Raw genomic sequence first — 11,243 nt, 5'->3', positions numbered from 1 at the left:
TCGAATCCGGCGCTTGCAACTGCCCGAACTTGGGCAGATAGTCCGGCAAATGCGTGAGATCATTTTCGACACCGAAACCACCGGGCTCGATCCCAAGACCGGGGACCGCATGGTGGAAATCGGCTGCATCGAAATGGTCGGCCGGGTCGAGACCGGGCGCACCTTCCACGCCTATTTCAACCCCGAACGCGACATGCCGGTCGAGGCCGAGCGGGTGCACGGCCTCAGCGCCGCCTTCCTCGCGACCAAGCCGAAATTCGCCGAAAGCGCCGACGAATTGCTCGCCTTTCTGGGCGATGCGCCGCTGGTGGCGCACAATGCCGGGTTCGACTTCGGCTTCCTCAACAACGAGCTGGAGCTGGCGGGCCGCGAACCCATAAGCATGGAGCGGATGGTCGATACCGTCGCGCTCGCCCGCAAGAAGCACCCCGGTGCCAAGCTCAGTCTCGATGCGCTGTGCACCCGCTACGGGATCGACCGGAGTCACCGGGTCAAGCACGGCGCGCTGCTCGATGCCGAATTGCTGGCGCAGGTCTATGTCGAGCTGACCGGGGGCCGCCAGATCGGCCTCGGCCTCAGCCCGATCGACTCTGGGGCCGATAGCGCCGCACCGAAGCCGGGCAACATGCCCTGGCACCGTCCGCCCGCCGACAAGCCGCGGCGGGAACCCCGCCCTCATGTTGCCAGCCCGGAGGAGCTGGAACGTCACCGCGCCTTCATCGCCGGGATCGCCGACGCGATCTGGACCCGCTGAAACCCGCGCGGCCCTCGCCCACCCCCTTCGATCCTCAACCTCATCGGGAGGACTTTGCCTCATGGATATTCGGATTTCGGGCCACCAGATGGACACCGGCGCAGCCTTGCAGGAACACGCCGCCGACCGCCTCGGCGCGGTCGTCGACAAGTATTTCGATCGCGCGCTGTCGAGTCACGTGACCTTCGGCAAGGCCCCGGCGGGCGCCTTCAGCTGCGATATCGTCACCCATGTGATGCAGGGCCTGATCCTCAAGGCGCAGGGCTCGGCGCACGACGCGCACGTTGCCTTCGACGAAGCGGTGGGCAAGATCGAAAAGCAGCTGCGCCGCTACAAGCGCCGCCTCACCGACCGTCACGAACAGGCCGATCACGCCCGCGGCGAGGAAGAAGCCGCCTACACCATCTTCGCGGTCGAGGAGGACGAGGAAGAGGAAGTCGCCACCGACGCGCCGCTGGTGATCGCCGAAACCCGCGTCGACATCCCCACCGCCAGCGTCGCGGATGCGGTGATGATGCTGGACCTCAGGAACACCGGGGCGCTGTTTTTCAAAAATGCTGGCACCGGACGGCATAATATGGTCTACAGGCGCGCCGATGGCTCGATCGGTTGGGTCGAGCCGAAATAGGCCCGGGGCTCGCCACTGCCTTGAGGGCGGGGCGATCTTACAGAGGGCAAAACACGGCGGCAGCAGGAGGGGCTACCGCCCCGGCCCGGCGATGCTTCTGACAGCATGACCGGTTCGGTTTTTCGCCACCTGCCAAGGGGGGCGTGAGTTCAATCGGGATTCGTTGAATAATGGACGTCAACCTGGCTCTTTCCCCGCAGGCGATTGCCTTCGCCCGGCTCGATTCCAAGCCCAAGGTGCTCCAGCGGACGGCCGAAGTGCTGGCCGCAGCCTATGGGGTGAACGCGGACGAGGTGCTCGAAAACCTCGAAGCGCGCGAAGCGCTGGGCAGCACCGGCTTCGGGCGCGGGGTGGCGATCCCGCATTGCCGCTGCAAGGATGTGCGCCGCCCCAGCCTCGCGCTGATCCGGCTGGAAACGCCGATCGATTTTGCCGCCGCGGATTCGCGCCCGGTCTCGCTGATCTGCGGGCTGGTTTCGCCCGAGAATGCCGGGGCGACGCATCTGCACGCGCTCGCCGCGATTTCGCGCCTGACGCGGGACGAGGCGATGCTCCAGATGCTCGCCGATGCGCCCGATACCGAGGCCGCCTATGCGCTGCTGACCAACCAGTTCCTGCGCGACGCGGCCTGATTCTCCGAAGCGATTCCATGTCCGGCGACGATGCGACCTTGCCAGCCACGGGTGCCGAACAGCACTACCGGGCGCTGGAGCGGCTCTACGCCTCGGCCCCGGTCAACGCCAAGTTCGCCAGCCACCTGCACCTTCCGGGCGAGGGCCGCTCGCGGCTGACCTTTACCGTCACGCCGGAGGATTACCACGCGGCCGGCGCGGCGCACGGCACGATCTATTTCAAGATGCTCGACGATGCGGCCTTCTATGCCGCCAATTCGCTGGTGACCGACCGCTTTCTGCTGACCACCAGCTTCAACCTGCACTTCACCAAGCCGGTGCGCGCCGGCACCGTCACCGCCGAGGGCCGCTGGGTCAGCGGGCGGCGGCGGGTGTTCGTCGCCGAAGCGCGGCTGGTGGACGCAGAGGGCGACGAGATCGGGCGCGGCACCGGCACCTTCATGAAGAGCCGTATCGCGCTCTCCAGCCTGCCGGGCTACGCCGCGGGCGGGCCTTCGGGGCTGTGACCGACGACGCCCGCCTGCCCGCACATCTCGAGGCAGGCGCGATTCTTCGCCTCGCCGAGTCGCAGGGCGGTTACGCAACCGTTCTGGCAAAGGGTGAACGCGACGCGGGCACGATCATCTTGGTAATGCTGTGTCGCGGCAAGGCTTCGATGCTTTACGAAAGAATGCCTCAGCTGGACGGAACGCGCCTTTTTGTTGCCACAAAATCGGAAGACCCTGAAAAATCGCAGGAATTTTCCGAGTATCTGGCCCGCCGACACGCCAGAGACCCCGATGTATGGCTGATCGAGGTGGATATCGCGGATCCCGAACGCTTCGTCGCACAGCTTAACGAATTGCGTTGACGCTCACGTCAAGTCGGCTAACGGCCCCCGCCAATCCCTAGCGCAGGCTGGCGCGCGGCAATTCGGCCGTCCTCCAGCACGCAGACGGGGAGCGGCCGGCAGGCTTCTTCGAACCCCCCTAATCGCAAGAGATGGAAAAGGTTCCCGCCTGCGTCTGCGCGCGCTCACCGCCCGATTTGTAGATTGAATGAGTCGCAAGACTGCCACTTTTGCCGCGATCGCGGGTCTCGCCATCGCAGCCACCCTGTTTCCGAGCGGCCCCGAAACCGCCGCTCTGGCGCAAGCCGCCCCCGATCAGCCGAGCGCGCTTCCCGCGGCCGAGCTGGTCCCCGAAGCGATCACGTTCGTGGCCGAGCCGGTGGTGCAATCGCTCCCCGAAGACGCCGCCGAGGACGCTTCTGCCCCCACCCTCACCGAAGCCGGATCGCTCGCCGAGCTGGTCGGCATGGTCGATACGACCGCCCCGATGGACGCCGAGCTGCGCTGCCTTGCCGGTGCGATCTATTTCGAAGCGCGCGGCGAGCCGCTCGCCGGGCAGCTTGCGGTGGCGCAGGTGATCATCAACCGCAGCGAAGACCGCCGCTTCCCAGGCTCCTATTGCAGCGTCGTCGCGCAGCCGGGGCAGTTCTCCTTCATGCGCGGGCGGCAGATGCCCGCCGTGCGCGAAGGCACCGCCGCCTGGAGGCGCGCCGTCGCCATCGCGCAGATCGCGCACAAGGGCCTGTGGGAATCCGAGGCCGGCAACGCGGTGTTTTTCCACGCGCGCTACGTCAAGCCCGGCTGGAGCCGCACCAAGACGCGCCTCGCCCAGATCGACACGCATATTTTTTATAGGTGATTTAGGGGGCCTCGTTGCCCCCCCCTTCCCGTTCGTGCTGAGCTTGTCGAAGCACCGCACTTTCTTTGCGACGATCGCGCAAGACGGAAGTTAAATGCGGCCCTTCGACAGGCTCAGGGCGAACGGCTGTAGAGGTCAGTCCCTCAAACTCACCCAAACCGGCGTGTGGTCGCTGGCCTTCTCGCGGCCCCGGTATTCCTTGTCGACGCCGCAGCTTCCCATCCGGTCGGCGCATTCGGGCGAGAGCAGGATGTGGTCGATCCGGAAGCCGTGATCGCGCTGCCAGGCACCCGCCTGATAGTCCCAGTAGGTCCACACCCCCCCGCGCGGATTGTGCGTGCGGATCGCGTCGGTCCAGCCGTCTGCGAGGAAGCGCGCATAGGCGGCGCGGCTTTCGGGCTGCATCAGCGCGTCGTCCTGCATCGCCTTCACGGACCACACATCGTCGTCATGCGGGATGACGTTGAAATCGCCGAGCACCACGGCGGGCACTTCCTCGGACCAGATCTGCGCCATCCGCTCGCGCAGCTTCGCCATCCAAGCCAGCTTGTAGGTGAACTTCGGCCCCGGATGCGGGTTGCCGTTGGGGAGGTAGAGGCAGGCGATGCGCACGCCGCTGACATCCGCTTCAAGATAGCGCGCCTGCTCCTCGTCGCCGTCATTCGGGCCGGGGATGCCAAGGCCGCGCTGCACCTCGGTGATGCTGTGGCCCGCGCGCGTATCGGCGAGGATCGCGACGCCGTTGAAGCTCTTCTGCCCGTGCCAGATCGCGCTGTAGCCGATCGCCTCGAAGTCGCTCGCGGGGAAGCCTTCGTCCTGCGTCTTGATTTCCTGCAGGCAGGCGACCGCCGGGCGGGTTTCCTCGAGCCATTCGATCAGCCGCGGCCCGCGCGCCTTGATGCCGTTGATGTTGAAGGTGGCGATTTTCATGCGCGCGCTTGTGCCGCAAACGATGCGCCGGGTCTAACCTAAATCCCGAAACTCGCGCCGCAACCGCATCCGGCGGCGGCCTGCGGGTTTTCGACCTTGAAGGCCGCCCCGCCCAGTGACTCGACGAAATCGACCGTGCTGCCCGCGATCAGATCGAGGCTGACCGGATCGACCACCAGCATCACGCCATCACATTCGGACACGCTGTCCTCGGCGTCGGGTGCGTCGGCGAGGTCGAACTTGTACTGAAAGCCCGAACACCCCCCGCCCTCGACCGCAAGCCGCAGGATCGCCGGGCGCGCCTGCTTTTGCGCGATGAAGGCCACCCGCTTGGCGGCAGACGGGGTGAGGATCAGGGGCTCGGCGGTCATGCCACGTATCTAAGACGCGCAGGGGCGTTCCTCAAGCGGTCACACCGCCTGAATGTAGTTACGCAGCGCGTTAGCCTCCCCCTGCACCTCGTCCATCTTGTGCTTCACGAGGTCGCCGATCGAGATGAAGGCGACCAGCGCGCCATTCTCGACCACCGGGAAATGGCGGAACCGGCGGCGGGTCATCATGCCCAGCGCCTCGTCCACCGTGGTGCCGGGCTCGACGGTGATCGCAGGCGAGGTCATGATCTCGCCTACGGGCAAATCGAGGCATTCGCGCCCCTTGTCGGCCAGGCGGTAGATCACGTCGCGTTCCGACACGATCCCCACCACCTTGCCCTCGCGCAGCACCGGCAGCGCGCCGATGCGTCGGGTGGCGAGCGTCTGGACGACCTGCGCGACGGGCGTGGCGACGTCGCAGGCGATGATGTCGGATGGGCCGCGCTGGGCGATGATACGGGCGATGGTCATGGCAGTCTCCCTCTATCGGACGGAGAAAGTGCCATGATTTGCGGCAAAAGGCGAATCGCTCCGTCGCATCACGTAGCGCTGCCATTGCGTCGGATGCAGGCCACCTTGCAGCTTTCGCGCGTTGCATTGCGCCCCCGTGCGCGCCATGTCGGGGGCATGACGCGCAAATCCCCGCTCGACGATCCCGTGAATGCCGCCCACGCCTGGGCGCGATATCGCCAGATCATGAAGCTGCTGCTGGCGGCGACGGTGCTGGTGGTGGCCATCGCGATGGGGCTGCTCTTCGCCTATAACGGCATGATTTCGGTGCATTTCTATATCGCCGTCGCGCTGGGGATCAGCCTGACGATGCTGCTCGGCGGCGCGCTGATGGGGCTGGTGTTCCTCTCCAACGGCACGGGCCACGACGAATCGGTCGACAACCAGCTGCCGGGCAAGGACGAATTCTGGAGCCCGAAGGAGGATTAGGCGGGGTTAAGCCTGAATTCCTCAACCGGCACGCCGCTGATCAGGTGTTCCTGTATCACCCGCTCGAGCACCGCTGGCGAGCAGGAATGATACCACACCCCGTCGGGCCAGACGACCGCGATGGGCCCGGCGGCGCAGAGTTGCAGGCAGTCCGCCTTGCTCCGCTGCACGCCTCCGCCCGCCCCGCGCGCGCTGTCTGCGCTACGCTGCGGGCCGACGAGGCCGAGTTCCTTCAGCCGTGACTTGAGGAAGCCCCAGGCCTCCTCCCCCGCTTCGCGCGAGCAGCATTTCTGCTTCTCCGAAATCGCGCACAGCATGATGTGCCGCGCGATGCCGGTGCCGCTCGCAGGATCGCCATAGTGCCGCGCGAGATTGCTGCGCGCGCAAGCCAAGTCTTCGTCGGTCACTCCCCGTTGTCCTCGGCCTTCAGCCAGCGATCGAGCCAGGCGAACACCGTGTTGTGCCATTGCAGCGAGTTCTTCGCGCCCAGCACCCAGTGGTTCTCGTCCGGGAAGACCAGCAATTGCGAGGGGATGCCGCGTTCCTGCAGGGCGGTGAAGCTTTGCAGCCCTTGCGTATAGGGCACCCGAAAATCCTTTTCGCCCGTCACCACCAGCATCGGGGTGCGCCAGTTGGCGACGTAGTTGGCGGGATTCCACTTCTCGTAGGTGTCCTTCGCCTCCTCGTAGGAGCCGCCGAAATCCCAGCGCGGGAACCACGATTCCTCGGTCGCATAATACATCGAGCGCATGTCGAAGAGGCCGTCGTGCTGGACGATGCAATCGAAGCGATCGGGCCAGTTGCCGGCGATCCAGTTGACCATGTAGCCGCCATAGCTCGCCCCCATGGCGCAGGCGCGCTCCCCGTCGATCTGCGGGTCGAGCGCGAGCGCGGCGGCGAGGCCTTTTTGCAGGTCCTCCAAGGGCTTGCCGCCCCAGTCGCGGTTGATCGCATCGGTGAAGGCCTGCCCGTATCCGGTGCTGCCGTGGAAATCGACCGAGATCACGGCATAGCCCTGACTGGCAGTGACGCGCGGGTTCCAGCGGTTCGACCAGCTGTCGTTGAAGCTGCCCTGCGGCCCGCCGTGGATATAGAGGATCGCGGGGATCGGCCCCTCCTGATCGGCGAGGCGGGTGATCTGGCCCCACACCGTGTCGCCATTCGCTCCGGCAAAGCTGAAGCGGCGGGTGACGACGCTTGCCATCTGGCCCATGCGGGTGGTGGCGACATCGGTCAGCGGGCGGGCCTGCCCCATGCCGTCCGACAGGTAGAGCTCCGAAGGCGCGCCGAGCGAATCCCGCGTGAACAGTGCCCGGCCCCCCGGCAGCGGCACGAGATTGGCGATATGCGCCTCGTTGCCCGCCATCAGGTTGAGTTCTGTGACCTTGCCGGTGGCGATGTCGATGCGGAAGGCGGGGGTGTCGAGCACCTGCTGCGCGGTGGCGATCAGGCTCTTGCCGTCCGCTGCCCACGCGAGGCTGCCGAAGCTGAGATCGGTGCCTGCGGTGAGGTTGCGCGCCTTGCCGGTCTTCAGATCGAGCAGCTGTACCTCCAGCCTGTCCGCCTCGTAGGTAGGCCGCTCCATCGCCAGCCAGGCGAGGTAGCGGCCATCGGGCGAGACGGCAGGGGTGGTGTCGGTCGCGAGGTTGCCCGCCGTCAGCAGACGGGGCGCGGCGCCGGTGAGGTCGGCGGCGTAGATGTCGAGATTGGTCGAGCGCGGTTCCTCGGCATTGGCAAGGCGCGCGGTGAAATAGAGCGTCTTCCCGTCCGGCGCGAAGGCGATTTCCTCGCCCCCGCCGAAGGGCATGGTCGGCGTGTCGGCGGTGATCCCGGTTGCGGGGTCGAACCCGTCGGCAGGTGCGCCCGGCCCTTGCGCCTTGCCGTCCACCAGCGGGAAGGTGAAGATGCGGTTGTGGGTGCCGGGGGTGGCCCAGCGGTCCCAGTGGCGCACGAAGCCGTCCGTGCCGTCATAGAGCCGCCCGGTGCCGGGGCCGGGGAGGCTGCGCTGCGGGGCATCGGGGCAGCCGAAGGTCGGGCAATCGCGGGGGACTTCGCCCCAGACCGCGATGGCCGCGCCATTGGGGGCGAGCTTGAATCCGGCGATGCTGGCGTCGAACCCGGCGACCACCTCGGGATTGCCGGTGCTGCCGTCGGCGGCAACGCTCATGCGCCACACCCGGCTCACCTCGGGCGCGCCCTCTTCGGGGGCGGCATCGCTGAGGTAATAGAGATAGCCGTCCGGGCCGAAGGTGACATCTGAGGCGGTCAGCCCCTCCATCGGCACGGGTGCCGCCCCCGGCTTGGTCAGATCGAGCAGGTAATGCTGCGGCGAGCGCTTCAGTGTTTCGGGGTCGGTGATCGTGACGCTGTAGACCGCCAGCGTGCCCTCGCGGTTGACCGCAGGGGCCCCGAGGCGGGGGAGCGTCACCAGATCCCTGGCGCTCATCGGCGGGTGGGCGAGGCCGGGGATCGCGGGCGGAGGCGCGGCCTCCTGCGCGGCCAGCGGGGTGGCGGACAGGGCGACAGCGGCGACGACAGCGCCGAAAGCAAGGATGTTTCGCATGGGCAGCAGGACTAGCCCGCCTGCCCGCCTCTTGCCAGAACTTAGCGCCGCTTGCCGACGATCCGCGCGATTTCCGCCTGCACCAGCTGTTCCACCATCGCCGGAAGGTTCGCCTCCAGCCATTCGGCCAGCATCGGGCGCAGCAGCTCGCGGGTCAGGCCTTCGAGCGAAGTCTCGCCCTGCCGCACGATCTGCGGGCGTGCGGGCGGCTCTGCCAGCATCGCGAGCGCGGCGAGGTTTTCCTGCATCGCATCGCGCACCTGATCGGCGATCAGCGGGGTTTCCTCGGCCGTGTCCATCGGCATCGCGGGGGTTTCGGCCTCGGGCACCAGCTCCATCTCGCCGAGATCGAGCACTTCCTCGGAATCGCGCACGGTATGGGTGCGGGCGAGCGGGGGTGTTTCACGTTCCGGCTCTTCGGGGACGAGCACACGGCGACGACGCGCTTCCATCGCGCCCACGCGGTTGTCGCGCGCGATCACCTTCTTGATCGATTCGAGGATTTCCTCGACGGAAGCTTCGTTATCCTGGCCCATTAATCGCCCCGTGTGACACAGCCCGGCCTGTCCCGAATCGGGAACCGATTCACTCGCCGGGCAGCAATTGCGGGCCGATTGTTGCAGTGGCGGGGGGAATGTCAACGGTGCTGGTCGATTCCGGGGCAGGTTCGGGGTCGCGGTCCCAGTCCCAGAGCTTGCTGCTGACCCGGTCGGCATTGACCTGCGGATCGTAGAGCACCCCGGCGGAGTCGAGATTGAGATCGCGCGCTTCGGCCTTGCCCATCAGCGCCAGCAGGTTGAACCCGGCGACATAGGCGTTGCGCCGCGCGGTCACGAGCTGGGCGCGGGCGTTGACCAGTTCCTGCTCGGCGTTGAGCACGTCGAGGATTTGGCGGTTGCCGATTGACTGTTCGGCGCGCACGCCTTCGAGGCTGAGCTCGGCCGCCTCGACCGCGGCCTGCGAGCTCTTGATCACCGCATTGGCGGCCTGCCAGTTGGCGAAGGTCGAGCGGATGTCGGCGATCACCTGCCGTTCGGCGGCGATGACATTCTCCAGCGCCGAGGATTCGCGCGCGGCGGCCTGCCGCTGGCGTGCCGCGGGAAGCCCGGCCTGAAAGATCGGGATGGTGAAGCGCACCCCGGCGCTCGCCGTGGTTTCGGTCTGGAAGAAGCGCGGATCGCCCGCCTGCAGCGTGCCGAAATAGTCCTGATAGTCGAGCCCCGCGAACAGCTGCACGGTCGGCAGGCGTCCGGCCCCGGCGACTTCGGTGTCGAAGCCCGCCGCCTTGGCGCGCTGCTTGGCGGCGATCAGGCTGGCGTTGTTTTCGAGCCCGGTGACGATTGCCTCGCCCACGGTGTCGGGCAGGCCCGGCAGCGGCGGCGGGGCCTCGAGTTCGCCCGGCGCCTGTCCGACGAGGCGGATATAGGTCTCGCGCGCGGCGATGAGGTTCGCCTCGGCCGAACGCAGATCGCCCTCCGCCAGCGCGAGGCGCGAGCGCGACTGGGCGACATCGGTGATGGTGAGATCGCCGATCTGGAAGCGGTCGCCGGTGGCTTCGAGATTGGTGCGCAGCACCGCGACATTGTTGGTGGCGAGCGCGACCAGCGCCTCGGTCCGCAGCACGTCCATGTAGGCGGCGACGACCTGGGTAAAGAGATTGCTCTCGGTCAGCCGCAGATCGGCCTGCCCCGCGTCACGCCGTTCCTTGGCGGCGGCGATGCCGTTGCGCACCGCGCCGCCCGAATAGATCGGCACCACCAGATCCGGCCCGACCGCGAAGACCCGCTCGGTCGGCGCGAAGGCGTTGGGCGAGGGCTTGACGAACTCGACATATTGCCCGGTCGCATTGATCGAGGGCAGGCCCTGCGCACGCTGGATCGGCACGTCCTCATCGGCGGCGCGCTGGGTGTCACGCGCGGCTTCGAGCGTGGGGTTGTTGACATAGGCCGCCGCCAGCGCCTCGCGCAGAGTGTCGGCACGCGCCGGCCCCGCCAGTGCGACGAGCGCCAGCAGGCTGGCCGATGCGGCGAGCGGGAAGGAGGCGGCGCGGTAGATCAAGCGAAGGTCCAGCCCTTGGGCGCGTCGAAGGCGTGCAGCACCGGGATGCCGAGATCCTCGACCGGCATCAGGTTGACCTTGCCCGCAACCTTGCGGCCCGTGGCGAGGCGGGTGACCTGACGCAGCACCAGCCCGGTGACGATGCGGCCCTCGTCGGTCAGCGTCGCGGCCAGCGCATCGGGCAGCTGCTCGATCGCGCCGTCGATCACGATGAGGTCGTATTCGCCCGCCACCTTGCCGGTGGCGGCGTCTCCGGCGGACACTTCGGTCAGCGCGGCAACCAGCGGGCGCAGCAGCGCGGCGAGGTAGCCGGTGCCGCCGCTTACGACCAGCGCGCGGGTTTCGGGCAAGGGCGCGGCTTCGAGCAGCGCCTTGCCGTAGAACAGCGGCGCGGCGAGGTGGCCTGAGGTGCCGAGTTGGATCGCGCGGTCGATATAGGCCGCCGCGGCCTTGTCGGCGGGCAGATAATCCTCGCGCGGGACGGCGAGCATCCGGGCGAGCGCGAATTCCTCGTTCACGCCGCTGGTGCGCAGCTGGCTGTCGATCATCGCGCGCCGGGCGGTGAGGGAATTGGGCAGGGTTGTGGTCATGATGTCCATCGCTCTTCGGGTAACTGTATTAGGATGGCAATACAGTTCGTCAACCCTCTCCTTAAACGGGCCCGCGTCCGGTTCCAAGCG

The 11,243-nt window shown here is 67.2% G+C and carries 15 protein-coding genes; 7 read left to right on the top strand and 8 right to left on the bottom strand.

Translation table 11 applies throughout. The features are described 5' to 3' along the window. Nucleotides 1–49: 49 nt before the first annotated feature. The 6 genes from dnaQ to E2E27_RS03140 all read left to right on the top strand — a co-directional run bounded on the left by dnaQ (nucleotide 50) and on the right by E2E27_RS03140 (nucleotide 3,702). A complete protein-coding gene (gene dnaQ, locus E2E27_RS03165; RefSeq protein WP_141457650.1) occupies nucleotides 50–754 on the top strand; it encodes a DNA polymerase III subunit epsilon in 705 nt (234 codons plus the stop codon). Nucleotides 755–815: 61 nt separating this feature from the next. Continuing rightward, nucleotides 816–1,382: a ribosome hibernation-promoting factor, HPF/YfiA family gene (gene hpf / locus E2E27_RS03160; RefSeq protein ID WP_141457649.1), complete on the top strand. Its 567-nt coding sequence runs from the start codon at nucleotides 816–818 to the stop codon at nucleotides 1,380–1,382. A 170-nt stretch (nucleotides 1,383–1,552) separates the two neighbouring features. After that, a complete protein-coding gene (locus E2E27_RS03155; protein WP_141457648.1) occupies nucleotides 1,553–2,014 on the top strand; it encodes a PTS sugar transporter subunit IIA in 462 nt (153 codons plus the stop codon). A gap of 17 nt (nucleotides 2,015–2,031) precedes the next feature. Then, nucleotides 2,032–2,520, top strand: coding sequence for a PaaI family thioesterase (locus E2E27_RS03150; RefSeq protein WP_141457647.1), 489 nt, complete (start codon nucleotides 2,032–2,034; stop codon nucleotides 2,518–2,520). Continuing rightward, a complete protein-coding gene (locus E2E27_RS03145; RefSeq protein ID WP_141457646.1) occupies nucleotides 2,517–2,864 on the top strand; it encodes a DUF1491 family protein in 348 nt (115 codons plus the stop codon). The genes E2E27_RS03150 and E2E27_RS03145 overlap by 4 nt, the downstream gene beginning before the upstream one ends. A gap of 187 nt (nucleotides 2,865–3,051) precedes the next feature. Continuing rightward, the gene (locus E2E27_RS03140) at nucleotides 3,052–3,702 is read left to right on the top strand and encodes a cell wall hydrolase (protein ID WP_141457645.1); all 651 of its coding nucleotides are present in this window, start codon (nucleotides 3,052–3,054) and stop codon (nucleotides 3,700–3,702) included. A 135-nt stretch (nucleotides 3,703–3,837) separates the two neighbouring features. Here E2E27_RS03140 and xth read toward each other — a convergent pair whose 3' ends face one another. The 3 genes from xth to E2E27_RS03125 are packed head-to-tail and all read right to left on the bottom strand — an operon-like array spanning nucleotide 3,838 to nucleotide 5,474. Next, complete coding sequence (gene xth, locus E2E27_RS03135) at nucleotides 3,838–4,632, bottom strand: exodeoxyribonuclease III (protein ID WP_141457644.1); 795 nt, start codon at nucleotides 4,630–4,632, stop codon at nucleotides 3,838–3,840. 38 nt (nucleotides 4,633–4,670) lie between these two features. After that, entirely contained in the window at nucleotides 4,671–5,003 is a 333-nt protein-coding gene (locus tag E2E27_RS03130) for a HesB/IscA family protein (RefSeq protein ID WP_141457643.1), read from the bottom strand. A gap of 39 nt (nucleotides 5,004–5,042) precedes the next feature. Then, complete coding sequence (locus E2E27_RS03125; protein ID WP_141457642.1) at nucleotides 5,043–5,474, bottom strand: CBS domain-containing protein; 432 nt, start codon at nucleotides 5,472–5,474, stop codon at nucleotides 5,043–5,045. Between the two features lie 156 nt (nucleotides 5,475–5,630). Between E2E27_RS03125 and E2E27_RS03120 the strand changes: the two genes are divergently transcribed. Next, nucleotides 5,631–5,942 (top strand): hypothetical protein, encoded by a 312-nt coding sequence (locus E2E27_RS03120; RefSeq protein WP_141457641.1) that lies wholly within the window; start codon nucleotides 5,631–5,633, stop codon nucleotides 5,940–5,942. Here E2E27_RS03120 and E2E27_RS03115 read toward each other — a convergent pair. From E2E27_RS03115 to E2E27_RS03095, 5 genes are read right to left on the bottom strand one after another with little or no spacing between them, the layout of a single operon-like run. Further along, nucleotides 5,939–6,349, bottom strand: coding sequence for a (2Fe-2S) ferredoxin domain-containing protein (locus E2E27_RS03115; protein ID WP_141457640.1), 411 nt, complete (start codon nucleotides 6,347–6,349; stop codon nucleotides 5,939–5,941). The two genes, E2E27_RS03120 and E2E27_RS03115, sit on opposite strands and share 4 nt — an antisense overlap. Further along, nucleotides 6,346–8,505 (bottom strand): dipeptidyl-peptidase 5, encoded by a 2,160-nt coding sequence (locus E2E27_RS03110; protein WP_141457639.1) that lies wholly within the window; start codon nucleotides 8,503–8,505, stop codon nucleotides 6,346–6,348. Before E2E27_RS03110 ends, E2E27_RS03115 begins: the two co-directional genes overlap by 4 nt. Nucleotides 8,506–8,546: 41 nt before the next feature. Beyond that, a complete protein-coding gene (locus tag E2E27_RS03105; protein ID WP_141457638.1) occupies nucleotides 8,547–9,041 on the bottom strand; it encodes a DUF2497 domain-containing protein in 495 nt (164 codons plus the stop codon). 49 nt (nucleotides 9,042–9,090) lie between these two features. Further along, complete coding sequence (locus E2E27_RS03100) at nucleotides 9,091–10,560, bottom strand: TolC family outer membrane protein (RefSeq protein WP_502705546.1); 1,470 nt, start codon at nucleotides 10,558–10,560, stop codon at nucleotides 9,091–9,093. After that, the gene (locus E2E27_RS03095; protein WP_234036166.1) at nucleotides 10,560–11,153 is read right to left on the bottom strand and encodes a protein-L-isoaspartate O-methyltransferase family protein; all 594 of its coding nucleotides are present in this window, start codon (nucleotides 11,151–11,153) and stop codon (nucleotides 10,560–10,562) included. Before E2E27_RS03095 ends, E2E27_RS03100 begins: the two co-directional genes overlap by 1 nt. Between the last annotated feature and the right edge of the window lie 90 nt (nucleotides 11,154–11,243).

Origin of the sequence: Porphyrobacter sp. YT40 (assembly GCF_006542605.1) — a bacterium.
Classification (GTDB): Bacteria; Pseudomonadota; Alphaproteobacteria; order Sphingomonadales; family Sphingomonadaceae; genus Erythrobacter.
The sequence above is the reverse complement of the archived record's forward strand: the minus strand, read 5'-3'. Positions and strand labels throughout refer to the sequence as shown.

Bases quoted from the DNA above. Each gene is read 5' to 3' on its own strand.
- dnaQ (WP_141457650.1), top strand. From the start codon at position 50: ATGCGTGAGATCATTTTCGACACCGAAACCACCGGGCTCGATCCCAAG.
- hpf (WP_141457649.1), top strand. From the start codon at position 816: ATGGATATTCGGATTTCGGGCCACCAGATGGACACCGGCGCAGCCTTG.
- E2E27_RS03155 (WP_141457648.1), top strand. From the start codon at position 1,553: ATGGACGTCAACCTGGCTCTTTCCCCGCAGGCGATTGCCTTCGCCCGG.
- E2E27_RS03150 (WP_141457647.1), top strand. From the start codon at position 2,032: ATGTCCGGCGACGATGCGACCTTGCCAGCCACGGGTGCCGAACAGCAC.
- E2E27_RS03140 (WP_141457645.1), top strand. From the start codon at position 3,052: ATGAGTCGCAAGACTGCCACTTTTGCCGCGATCGCGGGTCTCGCCATC.
- xth (WP_141457644.1), bottom strand. From the start codon at position 4,632: ATGAAAATCGCCACCTTCAACATCAACGGCATCAAGGCGCGCGGGCCG.
- E2E27_RS03130 (WP_141457643.1), bottom strand. From the start codon at position 5,003: ATGACCGCCGAGCCCCTGATCCTCACCCCGTCTGCCGCCAAGCGGGTG.
- E2E27_RS03125 (WP_141457642.1), bottom strand. From the start codon at position 5,474: ATGACCATCGCCCGTATCATCGCCCAGCGCGGCCCATCCGACATCATC.
- E2E27_RS03120 (WP_141457641.1), top strand. From the start codon at position 5,631: ATGACGCGCAAATCCCCGCTCGACGATCCCGTGAATGCCGCCCACGCC.
- E2E27_RS03110 (WP_141457639.1), bottom strand. From the start codon at position 8,505: ATGCGAAACATCCTTGCTTTCGGCGCTGTCGTCGCCGCTGTCGCCCTG.
- E2E27_RS03105 (WP_141457638.1), bottom strand. From the start codon at position 9,041: ATGGGCCAGGATAACGAAGCTTCCGTCGAGGAAATCCTCGAATCGATC.
- E2E27_RS03095 (WP_234036166.1), bottom strand. From the start codon at position 11,153: ATGACCACAACCCTGCCCAATTCCCTCACCGCCCGGCGCGCGATGATC.